The organism is Rathayibacter sp. Leaf185, assembly GCF_001423885.1.
In the GTDB taxonomy this organism is placed as follows: Bacteria; Actinomycetota; Actinomycetes; order Actinomycetales; family Microbacteriaceae; genus Rathayibacter.
Window position 1 is genome coordinate 398,152 of record NZ_LMPP01000001.1, and the last position, 25,637, is coordinate 423,788.

The window sequence follows — 25,637 nt, forward strand, 5'->3', positions numbered from 1 at the left end:
CCCGCGAGCGCGGGTCGCGACCAGCCTACGAAGACCGCGGCGGCGATCCAGGGCTTGCGGAGGAGACGCCGATCACGACCCCAGGTAGCGTCCAGGCCGGTGGTTGAAGGCGAGCACGAGGTTGAGGACGACGACGCCCGCGGCCGAGATCAGCACGTTCACCGGCGGCACCACCAGGAGCGCGGCGGCGATCACGCACGCGTCGAGCGCCATCATCACGTAGCCGGCCCGCCAGCCCAGGCGCTCCTGCGCGATCAGCGCGACGATGCTGAACCCGCCCAGGCTCGACCCGTGCCGGAACAGGATCAGCAGCCCGATGCCGGCGAGGATGTCGCCGGTCAGCACGCCGTAGACGGGGTCGATGCGCAGCGAGCCGAACGCCAGCGGGTGCAGGCCGGCGAGCGCCGACACCAGAACGATCGAGAACATCGTCCGGAGCGTGAACCGCCAGCCCTTCTTCCAGAGCGACAGCGCGAGGAACGGCAGGTTCACCCCGACGAGGATCACGCCGAAGGGGATCGGCAGCGGATAGCCGAGGAGGAGGGCCAGGCCCGCCGTCCCTCCGGTCACCGCCTCGCTCGCCCGCAGGAGGAAGAGGCCGAACGAGACGACGAAGGCGCCGGTGACGAGCCCGAAGACGTCCTCGACGCGCGAGTGGGGCACGGTGACGGAGGGGTCGGACATCCGACGATGCTGGCACAGCGATGTTGCGCCGCCGTTTCGCACGGGGCGCGCCCCCTCGTAGGCTGTGCCGGTGCTGCCCAAGATCCTGCTGTTCTACCGCTTCGTGCCGCTGGCCGACCCGGAGACGATGCGGCTGTGGCAGCGCGAGCTGTGCGAGTCCCTCGGCCTCCGCGGGCGGATCCTGCTCTCGGAGGACGGCATCAACGGCACGCTCGGCGGCGACATGGCGGCGCTGAAGCGCTACGTGCGCCGCACCCGCGAGCACTCGGCGTTCCGCGGTCTCGAGGCGAAGTGGAGCGAGGGCTCGGGCCTGGACGACGACGGCCGGAGCCTCGACTTCCCCGGCCTGTCGGTGAAGGTGCGCGACGAGATCGTGTCGTTCGGCGCACCCGGCGAGCTGCGCGTCGATGCGGGCGGAGTCGTCGGCACCGGAGTCAGGCTGCAGCCCGACGAGGTCGACGCTCTGGTGGCCGAACGCGAGGACGTCGTCTTCTTCGACGGCCGGAACGCGTTCGAGGCCGAGATCGGCCGCTTCGACGGTGCCGTCGTCCCCGGCGTCTCGAGCACCCGCGAGTTCGTCGAGCAGCTCGACTCCGGCGCCTACGACCACCTCAAGGACCGCCCCGTCGTCACGTACTGCACCGGAGGAATCCGCTGCGAAGTGCTGTCGAGCCTGATGACCGCGCGCGGCTTCGGCGAGGTGTACCAGCTCGACGGCGGCATCGTCCGCTATGCGGAGGCCCGGCGCGGTGACTCCGGCCACTGGCGGGGTGCGCTCTACGTCTTCGACGGCCGCGGCTCGCTCACCTTCTCCCCCGATGCCGAGGTGATCGGCCGCTGCGTCGCGTGCGGCGCGCCGACCAGTCGCATGCGCAACTGCGTCGATCCGTCGTGCCGGGCCCAGCTCGTGGTCTGCGAGGCCTGCGAGGCCGTCGCGTGCGCGAGCCATACGCTCCCCTCATGAGCATCGAAGCGCGCGGACGCACCCTCGTCGACCTCCACACCGCCCCTGAGCTGCTGAGCGTGGTGAACGTGTGGGACGCCGTCTCCGCGACCACCGTCGCGGCTCTCCCCGAGACCCGGGCGCTGGCCACGGCCAGCCACTCCATCGCGGCGAGCTTCGGCTACGAGGACGGCGAGAGGATCCCCCTCGACCTGCACCTGGGCATGATCGCGCGCATCGTCGCCGCGGTCGACGTCCCCGTGTCTGCCGACCTCGAGGCGGGCTACGGCGACGCGGGCGAGACCGTGCGCCGTGCGATCGAGGTGGGCGTCGTCGGCGCGAACCTCGAAGACCAGATGAAGCCGCTCCCGGAGGCTCTGCGCGCGGTCGAGAAGGCCGTCGCGGCCGCCGAGGCAGAGGCGGTCCCCTTCGCCCTGAACGCCCGGACCGACGCGTTCCTGCGCGCGGGCGACCGCGACCGCGGCGAGGTGCTCGCCGACACGATCGAGCGTGGCCGCGCCTACCTCGACGCGGGAGCGACGTGCTTCTTCGTTCCCGGCCTGCTGCAGGACTCCGAGCTCGAGGCCCTCGTCTCCGCGCTCGGACGCCAGCGCGTGAGCGTGATCGGCGTGCCCGGCTCGCAGTCGCCCGCCCGCTTCGAGGAGCTGGGCCTCGCCCGGATCTCGTACGGCCCGTGGACGCAGCGCGTCGCCCTGACGGCGCTGCAGCAGACCGCGGAGGCGCTCTACGCCGGCGGCGCGCTGCCCGAGGGGACGCGCGCACTGAACTGACGGACGCGGGAGCTGAACCGACGGTGATCCGCGGGGCCCTTCGGGCGTAGCGTGGGCTCATGTTCCGAGCCATCGTCGTCGAACGGCACGACTCCTCCGAGACCCCGAACCGCGCCCGACTCGTCGATCGCGACGAACCCGACCGGGCGCACGGCGACGTGACGATCGCCGTCGAGTACTCGAGCGTCAACTTCAAGGACGCCCTCGCGCTCGCCGGCCGTCCCGGCGTCGTCCGGCGCACACCGCTGATCGCCGGGATCGACGTCGTCGGCACCGTCGAGTACGCCGACGGCGCCGCGGCCGATCGTTTCGACTCCGGAGACCGCGTGGTGCTCACCGGCGCCGGCCTCGGTGAGCGCCACGACGGCGGTCTGGCCGAGCGCGCCCGTGTCGAGTCGGAGTCGCTGCTGCGCATCCCCGGGGCGATCTCGTCGGCCAGGGCCGGCGCGATCGGCACCGCGGGCTTCACCGCGATGCTGGCCGTCCTCGCCCTCGAGCGCCACGGTGTCCGGCCGGGCGAGGGTCCTGTGCTCGTCACGGGCGCCGCCGGCGGTGTCGGATCGATCGCCGTCGCGCTGCTCGGGCGCCTCGGTCACGAGGTGGTCGCCTCCTCCGGTCGCGCCGACGAGCAGGGCGACTACCTGCGCAGGCTCGGTGCCGCCGAGGTCGTCGACCGCGCCGCCCTGCAGGAGGCGGGAAAGCCGCTGCAGTCCGAGCGCTGGGCCGGAGTCGTCGACTCCGCCGGCTCGCACACCCTCGCCAATGCGCTCGCGCAGACCCGCTGGGGCGGCACCGTCGCCGCCTGCGGTCTCGCGCAGGGCGCCGACCTGCCCTCGAGCGTGATGCCGTTCATCCTGCGCGGGGTCACTCTCGCGGGCATCAACTCGGTGGAGGCGCCGCGCAAGCTCCGCGAGGAGGCCTGGCGCCGCCTCGCCCACGACCTCGACCTCGATCTGCTCGACGAGCTCACCTCGACCGTGTCGCTCGGAGGCGCGCTGCAGGTCGCCGAGGACGTCCTCGGCGGGCGGGTCCGCGGTCGCACCCTGGTCGACGTCCGCGCCTGACCGAAACGGGCACGAAACAGTGCCTGCGTAGGGTCGCGGGATGAGCACAGTCGACAAGAGCGCAGCCGGCATCGGCGAGCGCCAGTACCACATCGGAGTCGCACCGGGCGAGGTGTCGACCGTCGCGCTCCTGCCCGGCGATCCCTTCCGCGTGCCGATGATCGCCGAGTTCCTCGACGACGCCCGCGAGATCGCGCACAACCGCGAGCACCTGACGATGACGGGCACCTACAAGGGCCATCCGATCACCGCGACGAGCACCGGGATGGGCTGCCCGTCGACCGCGATCGCCGTCGAGGAGCTCGCGCGGGTCGGCGTGACCTCGTTCATCCGGGTCGGCAGCTCGGCCGCGACCCGCCCCGGGATCGAGCCGGGAGCGCTGCTCGTGAGCGAGGGCACGCTCCGCAACGACGGCACGAGCGCCGCCTATGCGCATCCGGGGTTCCCCGCGGTGCCCGACCTCGAGCTGACGTCGGCGCTCCTCGCCGCGACCCGCGAGATCGCGGAGCGCGAGGGGGTGCCGGTGCACTCCGGGATCAATGCGAGCGACGACGCCTTCTACGCCGAGACGCCGGAGTGGATCGCGACGCTCGAGCGGCACGGGATCCTCAACGTCGAGATGGAGTCGAGCGCGCTCTACGTGGTCGCGCGGCTGCGCGGGCTGCGGGCAGGCATGGTCTGCGCCTGCTCGAGCAACCTGGTCGACGGCGCGAGCCTGTACTCGGGCACGAAGGAGCGCCTGGCGCAGGGCTGGCGGCTGAGCATCGAGGCGGCGCTCGAGACGGCGGTGCGGCTGCGGCTCTGAGGACCGGGCCCGAGGCGCCGGACCGCTCTACTCGGCGGCCTCGGTGGCTCCGCTGGGCTCGGCGGAGGCGTGGCCGACGGAGGGGTCGGTGCGGGGAGTGCGGGTGCGGGGGGTCGCGGGCTTCGGGTTCGACGCGGGCTTCGGCTTCGGCTTCGCGGGGGTCTTCGCCTTCTCCGCCTTCTCCGCCTTCGCGCGCTCGGCCGCCTGCTCGGCGACCTCCGGCACGATCACCAGGTCGTCCGTCTCGATCACGGGGATCGCCGCCGTCGCCGTGCCGAGCTGCAGCGCGGCGATCAGCTCCTGGGCGTGCCGGGTGCTGATGATCAGGCGCGAGTAGTCCTCGTCGGCCAGGTCGATCACGACGGCCGACGGGCGCCGCTTGATCAGCAGGAAGTCCTTGCCGCCGTGGAACTTCCACGTGCCGACCGCGATCGTCAGCGGCACGGCCGTCCCGGGGGCACGGATGCCGCGGACCCAGATCCACGGATCCTCGGTGACGGTCGCCGACCGGATGCTCGCCCTGTCGACCACGACATCGCCGCGGTGGAAGGCCAGGATCCGCTCGGCCGGAGTGAGGCGGAGTTCGAGGCGGTCGGGGAGCACGGTCACGACGGGCATGCCCCTAGTCTGCCCGCCCCGCCCTCCTCCGCGCTCCGCGGTGCGAGCATGGACGGATGCCGATGGACCCTGAGGAGCTCCGACTCCTCGACGCGATGCTCGCCGAGAAGCAGGCGCAGACCCGGCTCGAGACGGCCCGTCTCGACGAGGCGCTGGCCGAGCTGCTCCTCGCGCGCGGCGACGGCACCGCCGACGACGAGCACGATCCCGAGGGCACCCCGCTCTCGGCGGAGTGGTCGCGGATGGCCGGCGTCCGCGACGCTCTCGCCCTGACCGCGCGCGACCTCGCCTCCGCTCGGCAGCGCCTCGAGAACGGCGACTACGGCGTCTGCGCGCACTGCGGCCGCGCGATCGGCGCCGCCCGCCTCGAGGCGCGTCCGACCGCCGACCTCTGCATCGACTGCGCCCGCCTCGCGGAGTCGCGGCGCCGCTGAGCGCGCGCCGTCAGCCGGGAAGGAGATCGCGGAGCTCCTCCGCGAAGCGCGGGACGCCCGCTCTCTCGAGCGCCGAGAGGAGTTGACGGGGAGTGAGCGGCGGAGCAAGGCACGCGTCGGACCAGTCCCCCAGCGCCTCGAGTACGAGCTCCGGAAGCAGACCGAGCTGATCGAGGAGACATGCATCGGGGTGCCGCACCTCGAGATCGAGACCGGCGACGGACGCTGAGTCGAAGTCCGCGCCGGGAAGAGCACTGGCGCCTAGGCCTCGCTCGGCGCTGTCCGCTCGAAGGGAGGCAGGTCGATGCTGTAGAGGTCGTGTTCCTGCGACGCGGCGGTCAGATCGGCCAGCCCACGCATTCGCTCCCGCTGGATCCGCTCCTGGTAGTCGACCAGGGCGCTCAGCGTGACCCTCCGGTGCCGGCCGACGAGCTCGAACGAGAGTCCACCCGATTCGAGGATCTTCACGAACGTGGGACGTGAGATCCCGAGGAAGTCGGCGGCCTCCTGCGTCGTCAATCGCGCCCGCGACGGCATCACCGTCACTCCGTCACCGCCCGCGAGAGCCGTCGCCACCGTGACGAGAGCGTCGAAGATCTCGCCGGGGATCCGGACCGACTCGCCATCGGGCGAAACGAGAACGGCCGTCGCATGCGGATCGGATTCCGTCGTCGAGAGTCGGCGAGCGAAGTCGACGACGTCACGCCGCTGAGTTCCCTTCGGCGGCAAGAAGGTCCGAGAACTCCGGCGGGTTTCTGAGGCGAGCATGCACTGAGACTATTCGAAATATCCGAAACCCAGGGATCCGGCGCGATTCGGATGAGCGCGCGTCTCAGCCGGTCGCGATCCGCTCGAGCCACAGCTCCATCAGCTGGCGCTCGGCGGGCAGCAGCGCCTCGGCCTCGGGCAGCAGCGCCCGCAGCGCGACCGCGGTCGACGTCAGCGTGACGCGGTCGCCCGGGGAGGCCTGGGTCGTGACGGCCGCGAGGACGGCTTCGCGGGCCACCTCCGCCATCCGCGGGTCCCGCTGATCGGCCGGCGTGTCCAGCAGCGCGAGCGTGACTCCGCGGCCGACGGCGTGCAGCAGGGCTGCTGCGCGCTCGGGGGTCTCGCGGAGGCGGCCGGCGCGCGCCACCTGCGTCACCTTCTCCTGCAGCAGCGCGAAGCCGAGCGCGATCGCCGGCCCGGGGTCGGATCGCGCCTGCACGATGCGGTACGCCGCCGGGTGGTCCAGTCCGAACTGCACCGCGTCGTCCCAGCCGATGCGGATCGCCTCCACCGGGTCCTCCGGCAGGGTCCGCGCGCTCTTCGAGGAGACCCAATCGGCGTAGATGCGCTCGACGGCGGCGTCGAGCAGTCCGTCCTTGTCGCCGAAGAGCCGGTAGATCGCGGGGGCCTGCACCTTCGCTCGCGCCGTGACCGCTCGAGTCGAGACAGCCTCCGCTCCTCCCTCGTCGAGGAGCTCGAGGGCGGCGAGCAGGATCCGCTCGCGGGCGGAGAGGGCGTCGGGCGTCATGCTTCCCACGCTACCGCTTCTGATGATAGCGTCGATATCACAGCGCTACCTCGATCAGAGGTAGCAAAGCTACCAGGAGGCATCATGATCATCGTCACAGGAGCCGGCGGCCGCCTCGGCGGAGCCGTCGTCGACGCACTGCTCGAGCGCACCGATCCGAGCACCGTCGGAGTCAGCACGACCCGTCCCGACGAGCTCGCGGCCCTCACCGATCGCGGCGTGCGGGTCCGCCGGGGGGACTACGACGATCCCGGGTCGCTCGCCTCGGCGTTCGAGGGTGCTGACCGGGTGCTGATCGTCTCGGCCCCGCGCCACGGTGCCGCCGCTCTCGACGCCCACCGAGTCGCGATCGAGGCGGCCCGCGCGGTCGGAGTCGGCCGCGTGCTGTACACGAGCCATGTCGGATCCGACGCGCTCTCGCCGTTCCCGCCCGCGGTCACGCACGCTGCGACCGAGACGATGCTCCGCGACAGCGGGCTCGCCTTCACCGCGCTGCGCAACGGCTTCTACGCCGACACCCCTCTTCGGCTCCTGCGCACGGCAGCCGGGACCGGTGTGCTGAGCGCCCCGGTCGACGCGCCGGTCTCGTGGACGTTCCACCGCGACCTCGCTCCGGGCATCGCCTCCCTCCTCCTCGACGAGTCGCTCGCCGAGCCGGTGGTCACGCTGACGTCCGGGCGGGCGTGGAGCCTCGCCGAACTCGCCGTGACCGCCTCCGCGGCGCTGGGCCGCCCGATCCGTCACGAGCAGGTGAGCGATGACGAGTACGTCGCGGGCCTCACTGCCGCGGGGGTGCCCGACTTCGGCGCCGCGATGATGCTCGGCATCTTCCGCGCGTCCCGGCAGCGGCGCCTGGGCATCGTCGATCCGGCGCTCGGCGACCTGCTCGGCCGACCGACGACGAGTCTCGAGGAGGCCCTGGCCGAGGACTCCACCGACCGCTCCTGAGCGCGAGCACAGGTGGCGACTGCACGAATCGCGGCTAGTCCTGCGAGAGTTCACATGCGGCTGCCGCCCCTCGAAAGGAGGGCGCTGAGCGCCGCACTCCCCCTCCGCTCGAAAGGCACCCCTCCGCATGACCGAGACGTCGACCGGGCAGGCCGCTGCCGGCGCCCCTCCCGCTCCCGACCGCCGCGCCTGGCGGTCGCTCGTCGTGCTCCTCGCGGGCATGTTCATCGCCCTGCTCGACACCACGATCGTCAACGTCGCACTGCCGACGATCCGCACCACGCTCGACGCCTCCGAGTCGACTCTCTCGTGGATCATCTCGGGCTACGCTCTCGCGTTCGGGCTCGCGCTGATCCCGGCCGGCCGCCTCGGCGACCGGTTCGGCCACAAATGGGTCTTCGTCAGCGGAGTCGCGCTGTTCACCGTCGCGAGCTTCGCCTGCGGTCTCGCCGCCGACGACGTGCAGCTCGTGATCGCCCGCGTGGTGCAGGGGCTCGCCGGCGGAATGTTCGTGCCGGCCGTCAACGCGTACATCCAGCTCCTGTTCCGCGGCCCCTCGCGCGGCAAGGCCTTCGCGATCATGGGGGCCGTCCTCGGAGTGTCGTCGGCCCTCGGCCCGATCATCGGCGGCCTGATCATCCAGGCCTTCGGAGACGAGAACGGCTGGCGCCTGGTGTTCTGGGTGAACCTTCCCATCGGCGTCGTCACGCTGATCGCGGCGGCAGTGCTCCTCCCGACCCGTCGCGCGCTCGGCGCCGGCGAGCGCGCCCCGAGCGGAGGCGTCGACTGGCTCGGTCTCATCCTGGTCTCGGGCGGTCTCGTCGCCCTCCTCGTCCCGCTCATCCAGGGGGAGGACGAGGGCTGGCCGCTGTGGACCTTCCTCTCGATCGCCGGCGGCGTCCTGCTCCTCGCGGCGTTCGGCGCCTGGGAGGTCGCGTACACCCGTCGCGGTCGAGCTCCCCTCGTCCCGCCGACGCTGTTCCGCCACCCCGCCTTCACGGGAGGCGTGATCCTCGCGCTGGTCTACTTCGCCGCCTTCACGAGCATCTTCTTCACGATCTCTCTGCTCTGGCAGTCGGGACTCGGCCACACGGCACTGGAGTCGGGCCTCGTCTCGATCCCGTTCGCGATCGGCAGCATCGTCAGCTCCTCGCAGAGCAACCGCCTCACCGCCCGACTCGGTCGCAACGTCCTCGTCCTCGGCAGCGGGCTGCTCGCCATCGGCCTGATCTGGGTGTGGCTGGTGCTGCTGACCGCGACTCCCGACTCGATCACCAACTGGCAGCTGCTCGTCCCGCTGTTCATCGCGGGCATCGGCAACGGCTTCTTCATCGCCCCCAATGTGCAGTTCATCGTCGCGACGGTCGACCCGCAGGACGCGGGCGCAGCGAGCGGCGTGATCTCGGCGATCCAGCGGATCGGCTCGGCCGTCGGCATCGCGGCGATCGGCAGCGTGCTCTTCGGGGGGCTCGTGATCACGGGACCGGACACCGTGGCATCCGGCTTCCTCGACGCGGCGGCGCCCGCGATGCTGGTCAGCGCGCTGATGGCGATCGCGGCCTTCGCGCTGGTCTTCGTGCTGCCGAAGTCGGTGTCGCGCCGGGGCTGAATCCCGGCGCTAGGCCGTCGCCGACGCGGCGGCCTTCGCGGCGGCCGGCAGCGCGTCGAGGATGCGGCCGACCGCCGCGTCGTCGTGCGCGGCCGAGACGAACCACGCCTCGAAGACCGACGGCGGCAGCGAGACTCCCGCGTCGAGCATCGCGTGGAAGAAGGCCGGATAGCGGAACGCCTCCTGCGCCTGCACCTCGGCGTAGTCGCGGACAGGCCGCCCGAGGTCGGTGAACACGAAGCTGAAGAGGTTGCCCGCGGTCTGCACGGTGTGCGCCACGCCCTCCCGGGAGAGCGCCGCCGACACCTCGCGCTGCAGCGTCAGCGCCGTCGCGTCGAGCGCCGCGTACACCGCGTCGTCGGCGAGCCGCAGCGTCCGGATCCCCGCCGCGACCGCGACCGGGTTCCCCGACAGCGTGCCCGCCTGGTACACCGGCCCGAGCGGAGCCAGGTGGTCCATGACGTCCGCCCGGCCGCCGAGCGCGGCCACCGGCATACCGCCTCCGATGACCTTGCCGAAGGTGTAGAGGTCGGCGCGGTACGGCGCCTCGCTCCCGCGGTTCTCGAGCCCCCACCAGCCGCCGGCGCTCACGCGGAAGCCGGTGAGCACCTCGTCCATGATCAGCAGCGAGCCGTTCGCGTGCACGAGGTCGGCCAGCGCGGCATTGAAGCCGGGCTCCGGAGCGACGACGCCCATGTTGGCGGCGGCCGCCTCCGTGATGACGGCGGCGATGTCGGAGCCGCGCTCGGCCAGCACCGCGCGCACCGCCTCGAGGTCGTTGTAGGGCAGCACGATCGTCTGCGCGGCCGTGGCCGCGGTCACGCCGGCGGAGGCGGGCAGCGCCAGCGTCGCGAGGCCCGAGCCGGCGTCGGCCAGAAGCCCGTCGGAGTGGCCGTGGTAGTGGCCTGAGAACTTCACCAGCAGGTCGCGGCCGGTCACGCCGCGGGCGAGGCGGATCGCGGTCATGGTCGCCTCGGTCCCCGTCGAGACGAGGCGCAGCTTCTCGATCGGCGAGACGCCGCGCGCGGTGATGCGCGCCTCGACCAGCTCGGCGAGCTCGGTCTCTGCGGGCGTCGACGCGCCGAAGCTCAGGCCGCGCGCGGCCGCCTCCTGCACCGCTCGGACGACCTCGGGGTGCGCGTGGCCGAGCACGGCAGGGCCCCAGGAGCAGACGAGGTCGACGTACTCGCGGCCGTCGGCATCGGTGATGTACGGGCCGGCAGCCGACACCATGAAGCGCGGGGTGCCGCCGACCGAGCGGAACGCTCTGACCGGCGAGTTCACGCCTCCGGGGATCGCGTGGCGGGCACGCTCGTACAGGGTGTCGTTCGCGGAGGTGGTCACCCCTCCACGATACGGGGCGTACCTCAGCGGATCCCGGGCGAGCGGGTGCCACGGATCGCGCGCGCGCTACTTCAGCAGATCCCGGGCGATCTCGACCGCCCAGTAGGTCAGCACGGCGTCGGCACCTGCGCGGAGGATTCCGGTGACGGACTCGAGGATCGCCGGCTCCCGCGAGATCCAGCCGTTCGCGGCGGCGGCCTCGATCATCGCGTACTCCCCCGACACCTGGTAGGCCCACACCGGCACGTCCGAGACTGCCGCGACGTCCGACAGCACATCGAGGTAGCTCATCGCGGGCTTCACCATGACGACGTCCGCCCCCTCGGCGAGGTCGAGCGTCGCCTCCCGAAGACCCTCGCGGCGGTTCGCCGGGTCCTGCTGGTAGGTGCGGCGATCACCCTCGAGCGTCGACTGCACCGCCTCGCGGAACGGGCCGTAGAAGCTCGAGGCGTACTTCGCCGAGTACGCCAGGATCGCGGTGTCGAGGTGCCCGGCCGCGTCGAGCGCGGTGCGGATCGCACCGACCTGGCCGTCCATCATCCCCGAGAGGCCCAGCAGGTGCGAGCCCGCGTCGGCCTGCGCCAGCGCCATCTCCTCGTAGCGGAGGAGGGTCGCGTCGTTGTCGACCCGACCGCGCGCATCGAGCACCCCGCAGTGCCCGTGGTCGGTGAACTCGTCGAGGCAGAGGTCGGTCTGCACGACCAGGTCGTCGCCCACCTCCTCGACGACGGCGCGCGTCGCGGCGTTGAGCACGCCCTCGGGGTCGGTCGCGCCGGAGCCGACCGCATCCCGTGTCGTCGGTACCCCGAAGAGCATGACGCCGCCGATCCCGGCCTCGGCGGCCTCTGTCACCGCACCGCGCACGCTGTCGAGCGAGTGGTGCAGCACCCCCGGCATCGAGCCGATCGGGCGGGGCTCGGTGATCCCCTCGGCGACGAAGAGAGGGAGGACGAGCTGGGCCGGGTGGATGCGCGTCTCCTGCACGAGCCGGCGCATCGCCGGGGTCGTGCGGAGTCGCCGAGGACGAATGGCGGTCATGCTCCCAGCCTAGGCCGGGGCGAGTGGACACCCCTTGTGCGGTCAGGACAGACCGGGGCTCAGCGGCCCGCGCGCTCCGAGGCGACGCGGGCGACCGCGTCGATCAGCGACGACGCGGACCGCTCGTCGGCGACGACATCCACGCGGAGGCCCGAGGCCCGGGCGTCCTTCGCCGTCTGCGGGCCGATCGCCGCGACCAGCGTCGTCTCGGGCACGGGCCCGAGCTGCCGCTGCACCTGCTCGGCGACGCTTCCGGAGGTGACGAGGATCGCGTGCACGGCACCGCTCGCGACATCGGAGACGACACGGTCCTCGACGGGCACTCCGACGGTGCGGTACGCGACCACCGAGCGCACGTCGTGGCCGATGCGCTTCAAGCCCTCGGTCAGCAGCGGCTTCGCGATCTCGGAGCGCAGCGTGAGGATCCGCAGCGGGTGGCGACCGCCGGTCGCCTCGCCCCACTCGGCCAGCAGGCCGCGGGCGGAGTTGTCCTCGGAGGGGACCAGGTCGACGGCGTAGCCCGCGGCGACGAGAGCCGCGGCGGTGGTCTCGCCGACTGCGGCGACCTTGGTGGTCGGCGGCACGGTCGTGCGGAGCAGAGCGAGGACATCGACGGTCGTCGCGCTGGTGACCGTCATCCAGTCGAACGCGCCGGCCTCGAGATCGGCGAGAGCCTGCTCGAGCGCCGGGAAGTCGTCGGTCGGCGCGAAGTTGATCATCGGGGCGACGACCGGTGAGGCGCCCTTGGCGCGCAGTGCGGCGGCGACTCCATCACCCCAGGGACCTCCACGGGGGACGAGGATGCGCCACCCCTGCAACGGCTTCTCCCACTGGGAGTAGGCGGCGGGGACGATCACGAAGGGGCTCCCAGAGGTGCGAGGTCGGCGGCACCCGCACCGAGTAGCGCGTCGGCGAGCACGGAGCCGCAGCGGAACGCGGCTTCGACGACGGGCAGTTCGCGACCACCATACTGCGAATCCGCCCGGTGTCGACCTCTGCTCACCGAACCGTTATCGATCGGCTCCGCCACCTCCCGTACGAGGGACGCCGAGCCATCGATCGCGAAGACCACGCCGCGGAGCAGCACCTCGTCGTCGCGGACCGTCGCGGTCGCTCCGATCGGCGCGGCGCAGCCCGCCTCGAGCACGGCGAGCAGAGCACGCTCGGCTGTGATGGCGGCGCGCGTCTCGACGTGCTCGACCGCCGCGAGAGCGGCGCGGAGCTCGTCGGACGGCTCCTCGTCGCGCACCTCGATCGCCAGAGCACCCTGGCCGGGAGCGTGGGGGGAGACGCCGAAGTCGAGGATGTCGGTGATCGCCTCGGTGCGCCCGAGCCGGCGGAGGCCCGAGACTGCCAGCACGATCGCGTCCAGCGGCGCGTCGCCGTCCTCGGTCACCCGGCGCAGGCGCGTGTCGATGTTGCCGCGGATGTCGACGATCTCGAGGTCGGGGCGGGCGGCGAGCAGCGCGGCCCGCCGACGCGGCGATCCGGTGCCGACGCGAGCGCCGTGCGGCAGCGTCAGGAGGGTACGGCCGTCTCGAGCGCAGAGAGCATCGCGCGGGTCCTCGCGGGGAGGGACGGCACCGAGCAGCAGGCCGTCGACCGGAGCCGTCGGCAGGTCCTTCAGCGAGTGCACGATCGCATCGCAGCGTCCGGCGAGCAGCGCGTCGCGGAGGGCGCTGACGAACACGCCCGTCCCGCCGAGCGACGCGAGCGAGCCGCGCATCCGATCGCCGTCCGACTCGATGCGCACCAGCTCGACCGGCACGCCGGCGGCGGCGGACATCAGGTCCGCCGTCATCCGGGTCTGCGCCACCGCGAGCGCGCTCGCGCGGGTGCCGACGCGGATGCTCACGAAGCGGTGCCGCGCATCACGGGGCGACCCCGGCCAGGGCGGGCTTGAAGCCGGCGCGCACGTTCTCGCAGCAGCCCGGACGGCAGACGTCGTACCAGGGCCCGAGCGCCGTCATCGACGGCCGGTCCTCGGTGGGAGTGCCGTTGACGCGCTCCATCACGAGGTCGACGAGCCCCGCCACGTAGACCGGGTCGGTGCCGGGGGTCGCCACGCGGATCGCGACGAGCCCGTGCTCCTCCGAGGTCTCGAGCGCCTCGTTGTCGAGGTCCCACATGACCTCCATGTGGTCCGACACGAAGCCGAGCGGCACGATGACGACGGCCTTGCGGCCCCGAGCGGGCAGCTCGGCGATCGCGTCGTTGATGTCGGGCTCGAGCCACGGCTGGGTGGGCGGACCGGAGCGGGACTGGTACACGAGCTGCCACGGCACGTCGACGGTCGTGGCGGCGGCCATGACGACCTCCGCGACCGCGAGGTGCTGCGCCTCGTAGGCACCGCCGGCGCCGAAGCCGTGGACATCGACGACGGTGCCGTCGTCGTGCCGCTCGTGCGGCCCGCTGCGCTCGGCGTCGGCCATCGGGATCGAGTGCGTCGAGAACAGCACCTCCACCTCGGTGGCCAGGTCGAGGCCCGGGAGGCGCTCCTTCAGCTTCTCGAGGCCGTCGTGCAGCGCCGTGACGAACGGCATGACGAAGCCCGGGTGGTCGAAGAACTGGCGCACCTTGTCGATCCGCAGCTCGCCCTCGAGGCCGGTGGCGTCCAGCGCCGCGGCGTAGTCCTCGCGGTACTGGCGGCAGGACGAGAAGGAGGAGTAGGCGCTGGTCGCGATGGCGATCAGGTTCGAGAAGCCGCGCTCCTTCGCCTCCGTCACCGCCTCGCTCATGTAGGGCGCCCAGTTGCGGTTGCCCCAGATCACCGGGAGGTCGATACCGCGTTTCGCGAGCTCGACCTCGAGCGCCGCCTTCAGCGCGCGGTTCTGCGCGTTGATCGGGCTGACGCCGCCGAAGTGGCGGTAGTGGTGCGCGACCTCCTCGAGGCGCTCCTCGGGGATCCCACGGCCGCGCGTGACATTGCGGAGGAAGGGGATCACGTCGTCCTGCCCCTCCGGTCCGCCGAAGCCGGCGAGGAGGATCGCGTCGTACGCGACCGGCACCTCGACGTGCTCGGGACCGCTCGAGGCGGCGGGGGTCGCCCCGCGCACCACGATCTGCGGCGAATCGGTCGTCGTATCGCTCATCGGAGCACCTCTGCGATCTGGTCGGCCTCGATGCGCCGACCCGTGTAGAACGGGACCTCTTCGCGCACGTGCCTGCGCGCCTCCGTGGCGCGCAGATCGCGCATCAGGTCGACGAGGTTGACGAGCTCCTCGTCCTCGAGGGCGAGGATCCACTCGTAGTCGCCGAGCGAGAACGAGGCGACCGTGTTCGTGAGCACCGAGCGGAAGCGGGAGCCCTGGCGGCCGTGCTGCGCGAGCATCGCACGGCGCTCCTCCTCGGGGAGGATGTACCACTCGTAGGAGCGGACGAACGGGTAGACCGTGAGCCAGCGGGCGGGCGCCTTGCCCCGCATGTACGCGGGCAGGTGGTTCGCGCTGAACTCGGCGTCGCGGTGGACCCCCATCGCGTTCCAGGTCGGCAGCAGGCCGACGAGCAGCTCGGTGCGGCGCAGCTCGCGGTAGGCGCGCTGCAGCTCCTCGGGCTCGGAGCCGGTGAGCCAGAGCATGATGTCGGCGTCGGCGCGCAGGGCCGACACATCGTAGGTCCCGCGGACGGTCACGCCCTCGTCGGCGAGCTGCGCCACGACGTGCACGTACTGCTCGACGGCCGACGCCACGGCGTCGTCGGAGAGGGTGAACGGACGTGCGGGATCCCTGCGGAGAACCGCCCAGAGCGTGTATCCCAGGGCCTGATCGGCAGGAGCCGGATCGGCGGGGGGCTGCGACGCCGGAGCGGCAGCGCTCGTGTCGGGGGCGGACTGAACGGGACCCGCCGAGTCGGCGGTCTGATCGGTCATTGCTCCATCATCCCTCCGCCCGTGCCGATGCACAAAAGCGGCGGAGGCTCTGGCGCCCGGGGGCCCGGGACGCTAGCGATCAGCGCCCCGGACCGGCCGGTCAGTCCTCGGTGATCGCGCGGACGACACCCCAGGCGACGAGCCCGACGGCAGCGGCGGCACCCACGGCACCGGCGAGGAGCGCCGACGGGTTCTGCCGGCGCACGACCTGCACCTTGCGCTCCAGTGTGCGCTGGGCGTTGCGGAACTTGCGGGGCACGTTGACCTTGTACTCGATGGCGTCGAGTGTCGCCGCGAGCTCGGCTCGGGCGCGCTCGATGTCGGCCTTCAGCTGGCCGGGCTTGAGCTCCGCCGGATCGACGAAGCGGGGGGTGGTGGTCGAGACCGCGCGATCAGTTGTCATAGCTGCCGACTCCCTTGAACGCCTGGACGTCCTTCTTGATGCTCTCGATCGAATCCTGCGGCACGGGCGGAACGGCCTTCTTGATCGACTTGACGCCGATCAGGAGGAGCACGACGGCGACGAGCAGGAAGAACACGGTGACGATCAGCGCCGACAGCCAGGCGGGCAGCCAGGAGGCGATGCCGATGATCGCGAAGGCGACCAGCGTCGCCCACGCGGTGATCAGGAAGAACGCCGCCACGGCGAAGAGGGCGACGGCGACGCCGGCGCTCTTCGCCTTGCCCGTCAGCTCGTTCTTCAGCGACGCGACCTCGGCCTTGACGAGCTCGATCACGAGACCGGGGAGGTCTCCGACCAGCTCGCCCAGAGACCGGGCGTTCTTCGGGTTGCGTTCGTTCACCACGGGAGCTCCTCGAGGGTGGGACGTGCCGGCGCGGGGCCGAGCAGGGCCGAAGGGATGTGGACTAGGCCTTGAAGGAGGAGGGCGACGGCGAGGTGCCGGCGGCGGCAGCCGCCTCGTCCACCTTGGCTGCGGCCTTGCGGGCCGCGGCGGTCGCCTCGGCGTCGGAGGCGCCCTGGCTCTTCTTGCCGCCCGAGACGGCCTTGACGACGACCGAGCGGACGATCTCGTAGGCCTTGTCGGACACGCTGCTGAGCTGCGTCTTCGCCGCCCCGCCCACCGCGCCGGCGACGTCCTGCACGGGCTGCGTCTGCCAGAACCTGTTCGCCGCGGCGGCGATCTGGTCGTACCGCTTGCGGCCGGCGCGTGCTCCCAGCACGTAACCGGCGGCGGCTCCTGCCACGAAAAGAATCTTGCCCTTCACGCCTACTCCTCGTCCTGAGCCGCTCGTGCGGCTCGTCTCCGCGGTCGATGACCACTCGTGTCGGTGCACACCGCACTCACGCGGATGCCTGCGACCCAGAGTAGCCGTCGCCGTCATATCCTTCGCGCGGAATGCCGACGCCTTGACGCACCAACCGGCGCCGGATAAGGGCCGCCGCCTCGGCCGCGTGCGGCAGCACGGAGGCCAGTCCCGTCCCGGCGAGCCAGGTGCCGGTGACCGCGACTCCCTCGAGCGGTGCGAGGGCCTCGCGGAACGCCTCCAGGTGCTCACGACGGCCCAGTGCGGCGGCCGGGCGCACGTTCGCCCAGCGGACCCGGGCCGAGTCGACGAGCGACGCCGGATCGAGCTCGACGCCGAGGAGGACGGAGGCGTCGCGGAGGGCCACGGCCGCCGCCTCCGCATCGCTCGCGCCCTCGAGCGGCGGCTGCTCGCCGGGCCTTCCGTAGGAGAGGCGCAGAACGTGGCGGCCGGCGGGGAGCGAGCGGGCGAGCCACTCCCACTTCGCGGTGGCGTGCGTGAGCGCCTTCGCGGTCACGTCGGTCGCGGTCGGGGCGACGAGCACTCCGGAGCCGCGCGGGGCCGCGTCGAGGCGGGCGTCGTCGACGACGAGGGTCACGAGCTCCACGGAGTCACCGCCGCCCTCGTCGGCGTCGGCGACAGCGGGCACCAGCCCGGCGAGCAGGGCGCGCGCGTCGCGCTCCGGTGTGGAGACGATCACGGCGCGGGCCGACAGGACGCCGTCGTCCAGCGCCAGCCGGAAGACGTCTCCGTCCTGCTCGAGCAGCCTCACCGCGACACCGGTGCGGATCTCGCCCGAGAGGTAGCCGATCCGCTCGACGAGAGCATCGACGAGGCGGTGCATGCCCCCGTCGATGCCGCGGACCGCGACACCGGCCGGCAGGTTCGCGCGGAGGGAGGCGACGGCACCGGCGAGCGAGCCTCGGCGGGTGATCGCGCCGTTCAGCCCCGGCGCGGCGAGGTCGACATCGATGTCCTCGGGGCGGGAGGAGTAGACGCCCGAGACCACCGGGGCGACCAGGTCCTCGAGCACGCGCACGCCCATCCGGGTGCGGACGAGCTCGGCCAGCGAGTGGGCGCGGCCGATGCGCAGCACCGGCAGCAGGGTGTCGAGCCAGGCGCGCGCGGCACCGCGGCGGCCGATCGCGCGCACCACGTCGGGCGCGAGCGGGGTCCCGGGGATGCCGAGGATCCCGGCGCGGGGCGAGGGAACGGAGCGGCCGCCCGCGAGGTGCAGCCACGAGCCGCCCGTGCTCGGCTCGACGACCGACTCGGCGAGCGGGCGTCCGTCGACGACCAGGGCGCCGAGCGCCGCCTCGACGTGACCGCCGCGGGTGGCGAAGCTCTCGGCGCCGGCGTCGAGCACGACTCCGGCGATCTCGAGCGGAGCGACGGAGCCGCCGACCCGCTCGCCCGCCTCGAGTACGACGACGCGCAGGCCGATGCGGAGGCACTCGGCCGCCGCGGCCAGCCCCGCCACTCCCCCGCCGACGACCGCGACGTCGTAGGCCGCGGGCTCCGTGGTCACGGTCGCCAGGCGTGCACGTGCGCGACGAGGCGCGTGAGCACGTCGGGGTCGGTCTCGGGCGGCACTCCGTGGCCGAGGTTGAGCACGTGGGCCGGAGCGCTGAGTCCGCGGAGGAGGACGTCGTCGACGTGCGCGGCGAGCACCGCCCAGGGGGCCGAGAGCAGCGCCGGGTCGACGTTGCCCTGCACCGGGACGAAGCCGCCGAGCCGGTGGTTCGCCTCGTCGAGCGGGATGCGGTAGTCGACGCCGACCACGTCGACGCCGATGCCGTGCATGGCGCCGAGCAGCTCGCCCGTGCCGACTCCGAAGTGCACGATCGGCACGTTGCGACGCACCTCGCCGTGATCGAACGCCAGGTCGCGCACGTGCGTCAGGGCCCTGGCGGAGGCGGGGGCCACGTGGGCGGTGTAGTCGGCGAGCGAGAGCGCCCCGGCCCACGAGTCGAAGAGCTGGGCGGCGCTCGCCCCGGCGAGCACCTGCGCGCGGAGGAAGCGGCCCGTGACCTCGGCCGTCCACTCCATCAGGCGCGACCACGCCTCCGGGTCGGCGTGCATCAGGGTGCGGGCCCGGATGTGGTCCTTCGACGGGCCGCCCTCGACGAGGTACGCGGCGAGCGTGAACGGGGCGCCCGCGAAGCCGATCAACGGGGTGTCGCCGAGGCCCTCGACCGTGCGGTGCACACCCTCCCGGATCGGCTCGAGGGTCTCGTCGAGGATCGCCGGATCGATCGCGCAGAGCTCGTCGACGTCAGCGGCGGTGCGGACCGCCTTCTCGAGGACGGGGCCGCGGCCGGGCACGATGTCGACGCCGACCCCCGCCAGCCGCAGTGGGATGACGATGTCGCTGAAGAAGATGCCGGCGTCGACTCCGTGCCGGCGCACCGGCTGCAGCGTGATCTCGCTCGCGAGCGCGGGGTCGAGGCAGGCGTCGAGCATCTGCGTGTCGGTGCGCAGCGCCCGGTACTCGGGGAGACTCCGCCCGGCCTGGCGCATGAACCAGACGGGCGTCGACTCGGGCCGGTCGGAGCGGTACGCCCTGACGAGGGAGGAGTCGGCCGTGCGGCCGGAGGCGAGGGGATGCGACGGATCGAGCAGGCCGGCGGTGGGGGAGGTCACCGCGGCATTATTCCAGGCGCATCCGTGCATTCCTCCCGCTCTCCGCGCCGGGGCCCCGGTGACCGCGCGTAGACTGCTGTGGTGCTTCTGTGTCTGACGGCGTCGCACAAGAACGCCAGCTTCGATCTCCTCGAGAAGCTCTCCGTCGACTCCTCCGCCGTCGCCTCCGCCCTCGCGGACGGCATCGACTTCGTGTCGGGAGCCGTGGTCGTCGCGACCTGCAACCGCTTCGAGGCCTACCTCGACATCGACGAGCCGCTGACCGCCGCGCAGGCCGTGGCCGTCGAGGCCGCGACCGCCGCCGTCAGCGCGGCGACCGGTGTCGACCAGGAGCACCTCCGCACCAGCGTCGACGTCGTCTCGGGCGATCGGGTCGCCGAGCACCTGTTCGCGGTGTCGAGCGGACTCGAGTCGGTCGTCGTCGGCGAGGGCGAGATCGCCGGCCAGGTGCGCCGCTCGCTCGAGGAGGCGCGCCGCCTCGGCACCACGTCGTCCGAGCTCGAGCGCCTCTTCCAGCGCGCGTCGCAGACCTCCCGCGGCATCAAGAACCGCACCGGGCTCGGCAGCGCCGGTCGCTCGATCGTGCGCCTCGCCCTCGACCTCGCCGCCAGCCGTGTCACCGACTGGCGCGCCGCCCGCGTGCTGCTGGTGGGCACCGGCAGCTATGCCCGCGCCACCGTGGCGGCGCTGCGCGATCGCGGAGTCGTCGAGATCGCCGTGCACTCCCCCTCCGGTCGCGCCGAGGGCTTCGCGGCCCGCCGCGCCCTCCGCGCCGTCGACGCGGCGGCGTTCGCGGCCGAGGCCGCTGCCGCCGACATCGTCATCACCTGCACCACGACGCAGGAGCCGGTGCTCGACGCCGCACTCCTCGCCGACGGGCGCCTGCGCGGCGCGTACCGGGAGCGTCAGCTCGTCATCGACCTCGGCCTCCCCCGCAACGTCGCCGGCGATGTGACGACCCTCTCGGGTGTCGAGCTCCTCGACCTCGAGACGATCAGCCTGCACGCCCCTCTCGAGGTGCTCGACGCCTCGACCCAGGCACGCGCCCTCGTCGACAAGGCCGTCCGCAAGTTCTCGGACGTGGCCGACGAGAAGAGCCTCACCCCCGCCGTCGTCGCCCTCCGAGCCCACGTGTTCGACGCGCTCGACGCCGAGATCGAGCGCGCGCGCTCCCGCGGCGACGACGACGGACGCACCGAGCAGGCCCTCCGCCACCTCGCCGGCGTCCTGCTGCACACTCCGAGCGTCCGTGCGCGCGACTACGCCCGGGCCGGCGAGCAGGAGGCGTACCTCACCGGTCTCCAGGCGCTCTTCGGCATCGAGGTCCCGGCCGAGCCGGCCGCCGCCCGCCCGATCGACGGCACGGCCGCCACCGCGTGAGCCCGGCTCTCAGGCTCCCGTTCGACGCCGAGCCGATCCGCGCCGAGCGTCTGCTGCTCCGGACGCTCCGTCTCGACGACGCCGACGACCACGCCGGGTATCAGGGCCATCCGGAGGCGGTGCGCTTCCTCCGCTGGCCCGTCCGGACCCCGGAGGAGTCGCGGGAGCACCTGCGCCTGCGACTCCCCTCCGACCGCCTCGCCGCCGACGGCGACGTCGTCGTGCTGGCGATGGTGCCGACGGAGGGACCCTTCGAGGGTCGCGTCGTCGGCGACCTGACCCTCATCGCGTCCTCCTCCGAGCAGGCGGCCGTCGAGATCGGGTGGGTGCTGCATCCGGAGGCGCAGGGCCGCGGCTATGCGACCGAGGGAGCCCGGGCGCTCCTCGATCTGGCCTTCGACCGGCTCGCGGCGCACCGCGTGGTGGCGCAGCTCGACGCCCGCAACACCGCCTCCGCCCGCCTCTGCGAGCGCCTGGGCATGCGTCTCGAGGCGCACCACGTCGACGACGAGTACTGCAAGGGCGAGTGGACCTCGACCCTCGTCTACGCCCTGCTCGAGCGGGAGCACCGCGCGTTCTGACGCGCGGCGCTCCCGACGGCTACGCGCCGCGCAGGCCCGAGAAGAGGTACGACTCCAGGTCGGTCAGCGGGATCCGCTCCTGCTTCATGGTGTCGCGGTCGCGGACCGTCACCGCGTCGTCCTCGAGCGAGTCGAAGTCGACCGTCACGCAGAAGGGCGTGCCGATCTCGTCCTGGCGGCGGTAGCGGCGGCCGATCGCTCCGGAGTCGTCGAAGTCGACGTTCCAGAGCTGGCGGAGCCTGTCGGCCACCTCGCGGGCGAGCGGCGAGAGGGCCTCGTTGCGCGAGAGCGGCAGCACCGCGACCTTGACCGGCGCGAGACGCGGGTCGAGGTGCAGCACCGTGCGCGTCTCGACCTTGCCCTTGGCGTTCGGCGGCAGCTCCTGCTCCTCGTACGCGTCGACGAGGAACGCCATCAGCGCGCGCGTCAGGCCGAAGGACGGCTCGATCACGAAGGGCACGTAGCGCTCGTTCTTGTTCTGGTCGAAGAACGAGAGGTCCTTGCCCGAGTGCTCGATGTGGGTCTTGAGGTCGAAGTCGGTGCGGTTCGCGACACCCATGAGTTCGCCCCACTCGCCCGAGGCGAAGCGGAAGCGGTACTCGATGTCGACGGTGCGCTTCGAGTAGTGCGACAGCTTGTCCTTCGGGTGCTCGAACTGCCGGATGTTGTCGGCCTTGATCCCGAGATCGATGAACCAGTCCCAGGCGAGCTTCATCCAGGTCTCCTGCCACTCCTCGTCCGTGCCGGGCTCGACGAAGAACTCGAGCTCCATCTGCTCGAACTCGCGGGTGCGGAAGATGAAGTTGCCGGGCGTGATCTCGTTGCGGAACGCCTTGCCGATCTGGCCGATGCCGAACGGCGGCTTCCTCCGGGCGCTCTGCAGCACGTTGGCGAAGTTGGTGAAGATGCCCTGCGCGGTCTCGGGTCGCAGGTAGTGCAGCCCCGATTCGTCGTCGACGACGCCGAGGTAGGTCTTCATCAGGCCCGAGAACTGCTTGATCTCGGTCCACTGGCCGACCTTGTCGGGGTGCTCCGGGTCCGGGATGTCGGCGAGGCCGTTGACGGGCGGGTGCCCGTTGTCCTCCTCGTACTTCTCGAAGAGGTGGTCGGCGCGGTAGCGCTTGTGCGTGATCAGCGACTCCGTCAGCGGGTCGGAGAAGACGCCGACGTGCCCGGAGGCGTTCCAGATCGCGGTCGGGAGGATCACGGCGGAGTCGAGGCCGACCACGTCGCCACGGCCCTGCACGAACGCCTTCCACCACTGGCGCTTGATGTTCTCCTTGAGCTCGACGCCGAGCGGGCCGTAGTCCCAGGCAGAGCGGGTGCCGCCGTAGATGTCGCCGGAGGGGAAGACGAACCCCCGGTGCTGCGCGAGGGTGATGACCTTGTCGAGGGTGGTGGTGGGTTCTGCCACGGGGAGCTCCTCAGCTGTTCGGGCGCACGGGGCCCTGGCGCGCGCCGGCTGCGCGCGTCCTTCTGGTGTGCGTCCATGGTAGCCGCGGGCATGATGGCGGGATGAGCAGCCTGCCGCCCCTCCTCGTCTCCGCCGTCGCCGTGATCCGCGACCGGAGGATCCTGATGGTGACCGCGCGGGGGCGCGACGTCGTCTACCTCCCCGGCGGCAAGGTCGACCCGGGCGAGAGCGGTGCGGAGGCGGCTGCGCGGGAGGCCGAGGAGGAGCTCGGCTCAGCGCCGACGCGGCTCGCCGAGCTCTTCACCGTTCGCGAGCAGGCCCACGGCGAGCCGCAGGGCCGGGAGGTGCACATGACGGTGTTCGCCGCCGAGCTGTCGGCCGAGCCGCGCCCGGCCGGAGAGATCGACTCGCTGCACTGGATCCGCTCCGCCGACGCGCACCGCTGCCCGCCGGCCGGCGTCGCGACCCTCGCACGCCTCCGCGACCTCGACCTCATCGACTGACGCCGTCGGCCGCGGCGACCGGCGGGGCCGGATACCCTCGGTGCCGTGGAGACGAGACGACGCGCCAGGGACCGGACGGGGAGTGACGACGCCCGAGGGCTCGAAGCGGTGCGGATGGAGGCGGCGGTGCCGATCCTGCGCATCTTCTCGGTCGCGAAGGCGGGCGAGTTCTACGTCGACTATCTCGGCTTCACCGTCGACTGGGAGCAGCGCGCGGCACTCGACGCGCCGCTCTACCTGCAGGTGTCGCGATCCGGTCTGCGGCTGCACCTCAGCGAGCACCACCGTGACGGCAGCCCGGGAGCCGCGGTGCACCTGGCGCTCCGCGGCGTGCGCGAGCTGCACGCCGAACTCGACGCCAAGGCCTACCCGTACCTCAATCCGCGCATCACGCGATCGGCGTTCGGGTACGCCCTCGATCTGATCGACCCCTTCGGCAATCAGCTCCGCTTCGCCGAGCCCGCACCGCAGCCGACCGCTTCCTGAGAGCGTCGTGGTCGGGCGTTCACCGCCCGTCCACCGGATTCGGAGAGCGGTCGCCTAGCGTGTCGACAATGGCTGCTTCTCGGGGGACGACGGAACGACCACTCGGAGTCGGCGGGCCCCGGGTCGAGGGGCCCCGGCGATCCCGCTGGGCACTCCTCCGGGCCGGACACGTCGCCCCGCTCGCCATGGGCACTCTCGCGTCGACCGCGATCCTGCTGGGCTCGCTCGGCATCGGTTTCCTCCCCCGCGACTCCTCGCTCCGCGCCTGGCCCGTGATCTCGACCATCCGGGCGACCGGCTGGCTCACCGAGCTGAGCGCGATCGCGGTGCTCTGCGGAGGAGTGCTGCTGCTCGTGGCGTGGCTCCGGCTGCGCTCCGTCGCCCTCGACGGCCGCCCGGGCTCGCTCCGCACGATCCTCGTCGCCGCTCTCGCGTGGGCCGCGCCGCTGCTGCTGGCCGTGCCGCTGTTCAGCCGCGACATGTTCTCGTACGTGGCGCAGGGCCGCCTGATGACCCAGGGCATCGACCCGTACACGAACGGGGTGGCGACCCTGCCCGGCTGGTTCGCCCTCGGCGTCGACCCGCTGTGGGCCGACACTCCGACTCCGTACGGCCCGCTCTACCTGCTCGCCGAGAAGACCGCGGTGCAGCTCGCCGGCTGGACCTCGCCCGAGCTCTCGATCGCGATGCTGCGGGCACTCTCGGTGGCCGGAGTCGCGGTGCTGGCGGTCTACGCGATCCGCCTCGCGCGCCTGCGCGGACTCTCGACCCCGCTCACCGCGTGGACGATCGTCGCCAACCCGCTGACGCTCCTGCTGTTCGTGGTCGCCGGGCACAACGACTCCGTGATGCTCGCGCTGATCCTCGCCTCGCTCTACTACGGCCACACCGATCGCCGCATCGTCGCGGTGCTGCTGATGGGCGCCGCGATCGCGGTGAAGCCGGTGGCCGTGATCGCCCTGCCCGTGCTCGCCCTGCTGTGGCTGCGCCACGACGCGACGCTGCGCGACCGCGTGCGGCTCTGGGTGTGGAGCGGCGTCGGCGCCCTCGCACTCGTGGTCGCCATCGGCCTCGCGGCCGGCGTCGGCATCGGCTGGGTGGCCGCGATGGTGGTGCCGGGCTCGATCCTGCACTGGTACGCGCCGATGTCGTTCGTCACGGTCGTCGTCTCGAGCGCCGTGCAGCTGACGGGTCACGACCCGGGAGTCGCCATCGCCCTGGTCAAGATGCTCGCCCTGGCGACCGCGGCCGGCATCGCGGCGGCGCTCATGCTGTCGAAGCGGGCCATCGACCCGCTGGCTCGACTGACCGGGGCACTCCTGGCGTTCGTCACCGCCTCGACCGCGATCCATCCCTGGTACGCGCTGTGGATCCTCCCGGTCGCCGCGCTCTCGCGCCCGTGGCGGAGCGCGCACCGGCATCTCGCGGTGTACGCGACGATCTTCCTGATGTGCGTCACGCTGGCCGAACCGGGTGACGGAGGCGGGGGCGCGATCGACCAGATCCCCGCACGGGTCGCGACGATCGCCGCGATCGCGGTCGTCGGCCTCTCCATCGTGCTCGGCTACACCGACGAGGAGCGCGTCGAGGTCCGGACCCTGATCGGGGCGGTGCCGTTCGGCACGGAGTTCCTCAGCCGGATGTCCGGGGGCCGGATCGGCGGAGTGCTGGTCGAGGCCCGCCTCCGCGAGTAGGGCGAGGG

The 25,637-nt window shown here is 72.4% G+C and carries 28 protein-coding genes; 12 read left to right on the forward strand and 16 right to left on the reverse strand.

Translation table 11 applies throughout. The features are described from left to right. Positions 1 to 72 precede the first annotated feature (72 nt). On the reverse strand, positions 73 to 684 hold the full coding sequence (locus ASG06_RS02000; protein WP_056037774.1) for a YitT family protein: 612 nt from the start codon (positions 682 to 684) through the stop codon (positions 73 to 75). Positions 685 to 757: 73 nt separating this feature from the next. Between ASG06_RS02000 and trhO the strand changes: the two genes are divergently transcribed. From trhO to ASG06_RS02020, 4 genes are read left to right on the forward strand one after another with little or no spacing between them, the layout of a single operon-like run. Then, positions 758 to 1,648 (forward strand): oxygen-dependent tRNA uridine(34) hydroxylase TrhO, encoded by an 891-nt coding sequence (gene trhO / locus ASG06_RS02005; protein ID WP_268788315.1) that lies wholly within the window; start codon positions 758 to 760, stop codon positions 1,646 to 1,648. Continuing rightward, positions 1,645 to 2,418, forward strand: coding sequence for an isocitrate lyase/PEP mutase family protein (locus tag ASG06_RS02010; RefSeq protein ID WP_056037777.1), 774 nt, complete (start codon positions 1,645 to 1,647; stop codon positions 2,416 to 2,418). Before trhO ends, ASG06_RS02010 begins: the two co-directional genes overlap by 4 nt. Positions 2,419 to 2,477: 59 nt before the next feature. Next, positions 2,478 to 3,482 (forward strand): MDR family oxidoreductase, encoded by a 1,005-nt coding sequence (locus tag ASG06_RS02015; RefSeq protein WP_056037778.1) that lies wholly within the window; start codon positions 2,478 to 2,480, stop codon positions 3,480 to 3,482. A 40-nt stretch (positions 3,483 to 3,522) separates the two neighbouring features. Beyond that, entirely contained in the window at positions 3,523 to 4,287 is a 765-nt protein-coding gene (locus tag ASG06_RS02020) for a nucleoside phosphorylase (protein WP_056037788.1), read from the forward strand. 27 nt (positions 4,288 to 4,314) lie between these two features. Here the strand turns inward: ASG06_RS02020 and ASG06_RS20135 are convergent, their stop codons facing one another. Next, positions 4,315 to 4,905 (reverse strand): hypothetical protein, encoded by a 591-nt coding sequence (locus tag ASG06_RS20135; protein WP_197409343.1) that lies wholly within the window; start codon positions 4,903 to 4,905, stop codon positions 4,315 to 4,317. A 56-nt stretch (positions 4,906 to 4,961) separates the two neighbouring features. Between ASG06_RS20135 and ASG06_RS02030 the strand changes: the two genes are divergently transcribed. Beyond that, complete coding sequence (locus tag ASG06_RS02030) at positions 4,962 to 5,339, forward strand: TraR/DksA family transcriptional regulator (RefSeq protein ID WP_156465823.1); 378 nt, start codon at positions 4,962 to 4,964, stop codon at positions 5,337 to 5,339. A 261-nt stretch (positions 5,340 to 5,600) separates the two neighbouring features. On the opposite strand, the gene ASG06_RS02035 is transcribed toward ASG06_RS02030, so the two are convergent. Next, positions 5,601 to 6,107 (reverse strand): excisionase family DNA-binding protein, encoded by a 507-nt coding sequence (locus ASG06_RS02035; RefSeq protein WP_082498870.1) that lies wholly within the window; start codon positions 6,105 to 6,107, stop codon positions 5,601 to 5,603. A gap of 64 nt (positions 6,108 to 6,171) precedes the next feature. Further along, complete coding sequence (locus tag ASG06_RS02040) at positions 6,172 to 6,855, reverse strand: TetR/AcrR family transcriptional regulator (protein ID WP_056037796.1); 684 nt, start codon at positions 6,853 to 6,855, stop codon at positions 6,172 to 6,174. An 84-nt stretch (positions 6,856 to 6,939) separates the two neighbouring features. On the opposite strand from ASG06_RS02040, the gene ASG06_RS02045 reads away from it, so the two are divergent. Beyond that, on the forward strand, positions 6,940 to 7,803 hold the full coding sequence (locus ASG06_RS02045; protein WP_056037799.1) for an NmrA family NAD(P)-binding protein: 864 nt from the start codon (positions 6,940 to 6,942) through the stop codon (positions 7,801 to 7,803). A 127-nt stretch (positions 7,804 to 7,930) separates the two neighbouring features. Next, a complete protein-coding gene (locus ASG06_RS02050) occupies positions 7,931 to 9,412 on the forward strand; it encodes an MFS transporter (protein ID WP_056037802.1) in 1,482 nt (493 codons plus the stop codon). A gap of 9 nt (positions 9,413 to 9,421) precedes the next feature. Here ASG06_RS02050 and hemL read toward each other — a convergent pair whose 3' ends face one another. The 11 genes from hemL to hemE all read right to left on the reverse strand — a co-directional run bounded on the left by hemL (position 9,422) and on the right by hemE (position 19,601). Next, positions 9,422 to 10,756 (reverse strand): glutamate-1-semialdehyde 2,1-aminomutase, encoded by a 1,335-nt coding sequence (hemL, locus tag ASG06_RS02055; RefSeq protein ID WP_056037805.1) that lies wholly within the window; start codon positions 10,754 to 10,756, stop codon positions 9,422 to 9,424. A gap of 66 nt (positions 10,757 to 10,822) precedes the next feature. Continuing rightward, positions 10,823 to 11,794: a porphobilinogen synthase gene (gene hemB / locus ASG06_RS02060; RefSeq protein WP_056037807.1), complete on the reverse strand. Its 972-nt coding sequence runs from the start codon at positions 11,792 to 11,794 to the stop codon at positions 10,823 to 10,825. Between the two features lie 59 nt (positions 11,795 to 11,853). Beyond that, positions 11,854 to 12,648, reverse strand: coding sequence for a uroporphyrinogen-III synthase (locus tag ASG06_RS02065; RefSeq protein WP_056040367.1), 795 nt, complete (start codon positions 12,646 to 12,648; stop codon positions 11,854 to 11,856). Further along, positions 12,648 to 13,649, reverse strand: coding sequence for a hydroxymethylbilane synthase (gene hemC / locus ASG06_RS02070; RefSeq protein ID WP_056037810.1), 1,002 nt, complete (start codon positions 13,647 to 13,649; stop codon positions 12,648 to 12,650). Before hemC ends, ASG06_RS02065 begins: the two co-directional genes overlap by 1 nt. 16 nt (positions 13,650 to 13,665) lie before the next feature. Beyond that, a complete protein-coding gene (locus tag ASG06_RS02075) occupies positions 13,666 to 14,886 on the reverse strand; it encodes a ferrochelatase (RefSeq protein WP_056037814.1) in 1,221 nt (406 codons plus the stop codon). After that, a complete protein-coding gene (hemQ, locus tag ASG06_RS02080; RefSeq protein WP_082498871.1) occupies positions 14,883 to 15,662 on the reverse strand; it encodes a hydrogen peroxide-dependent heme synthase in 780 nt (259 codons plus the stop codon). Before hemQ ends, ASG06_RS02075 begins: the two co-directional genes overlap by 4 nt. 100 nt (positions 15,663 to 15,762) lie before the next feature. After that, positions 15,763 to 16,065, reverse strand: a complete 303-nt coding sequence (locus ASG06_RS02085) for a DUF3618 domain-containing protein (protein WP_082498872.1) — start codon at positions 16,063 to 16,065, stop codon at positions 15,763 to 15,765. Next, positions 16,055 to 16,468, reverse strand: coding sequence for a phage holin family protein (locus ASG06_RS02090; RefSeq protein ID WP_056037817.1), 414 nt, complete (start codon positions 16,466 to 16,468; stop codon positions 16,055 to 16,057). Before ASG06_RS02090 ends, ASG06_RS02085 begins: the two co-directional genes overlap by 11 nt. A 61-nt stretch (positions 16,469 to 16,529) precedes the next feature. Next, positions 16,530 to 16,889 carry a hypothetical protein gene (locus ASG06_RS02095; protein WP_197409344.1) on the reverse strand — a complete coding sequence of 120 codons (360 nt, stop codon included), beginning with the start codon at positions 16,887 to 16,889 and terminating at the stop codon, positions 16,530 to 16,532. A 76-nt stretch (positions 16,890 to 16,965) separates the two neighbouring features. Then, on the reverse strand, positions 16,966 to 18,456 hold the full coding sequence (locus ASG06_RS02100; protein ID WP_231727587.1) for a protoporphyrinogen/coproporphyrinogen oxidase: 1,491 nt from the start codon (positions 18,454 to 18,456) through the stop codon (positions 16,966 to 16,968). Continuing rightward, the gene (hemE, locus tag ASG06_RS02105; RefSeq protein ID WP_082498873.1) at positions 18,453 to 19,601 is read right to left on the reverse strand and encodes a uroporphyrinogen decarboxylase; all 1,149 of its coding nucleotides are present in this window, start codon (positions 19,599 to 19,601) and stop codon (positions 18,453 to 18,455) included. Before hemE ends, ASG06_RS02100 begins: the two co-directional genes overlap by 4 nt. Before the next feature lie 51 nt (positions 19,602 to 19,652). On the opposite strand from hemE, the gene ASG06_RS02110 reads away from it, so the two are divergent. Continuing rightward, positions 19,653 to 20,951 (forward strand): glutamyl-tRNA reductase, encoded by a 1,299-nt coding sequence (locus ASG06_RS02110; protein WP_056040374.1) that lies wholly within the window; start codon positions 19,653 to 19,655, stop codon positions 20,949 to 20,951. Next, positions 20,948 to 21,532, forward strand: a complete 585-nt coding sequence (locus ASG06_RS02115; RefSeq protein ID WP_056037821.1) for a GNAT family N-acetyltransferase — start codon at positions 20,948 to 20,950, stop codon at positions 21,530 to 21,532. The genes ASG06_RS02110 and ASG06_RS02115 overlap by 4 nt, the downstream gene beginning before the upstream one ends. 19 nt (positions 21,533 to 21,551) lie before the next feature. Here ASG06_RS02115 and ASG06_RS02120 read toward each other — a convergent pair whose 3' ends face one another. After that, positions 21,552 to 22,946 carry a glycine--tRNA ligase gene (locus tag ASG06_RS02120; RefSeq protein ID WP_056037824.1) on the reverse strand — a complete coding sequence of 465 codons (1,395 nt, stop codon included), beginning with the start codon at positions 22,944 to 22,946 and terminating at the stop codon, positions 21,552 to 21,554. 101 nt (positions 22,947 to 23,047) lie between these two features. Between ASG06_RS02120 and ASG06_RS02125 the strand changes: the two genes are divergently transcribed. The 3 genes from ASG06_RS02125 to mptB all read left to right on the forward strand — a co-directional run bounded on the left by ASG06_RS02125 (position 23,048) and on the right by mptB (position 25,629). Continuing rightward, complete coding sequence (locus ASG06_RS02125; RefSeq protein ID WP_056037827.1) at positions 23,048 to 23,449, forward strand: NUDIX hydrolase; 402 nt, start codon at positions 23,048 to 23,050, stop codon at positions 23,447 to 23,449. A 45-nt stretch (positions 23,450 to 23,494) separates the two neighbouring features. Further along, positions 23,495 to 23,935, forward strand: a complete 441-nt coding sequence (locus ASG06_RS02130; protein ID WP_197409345.1) for a glyoxalase superfamily protein — start codon at positions 23,495 to 23,497, stop codon at positions 23,933 to 23,935. A 68-nt stretch (positions 23,936 to 24,003) separates the two neighbouring features. Next, positions 24,004 to 25,629 carry a polyprenol phosphomannose-dependent alpha 1,6 mannosyltransferase MptB gene (gene mptB, locus ASG06_RS02135; protein ID WP_156465824.1) on the forward strand — a complete coding sequence of 542 codons (1,626 nt, stop codon included), beginning with the start codon at positions 24,004 to 24,006 and terminating at the stop codon, positions 25,627 to 25,629. The last annotated feature ends 8 nt before the right edge of the window (positions 25,630 to 25,637 follow it).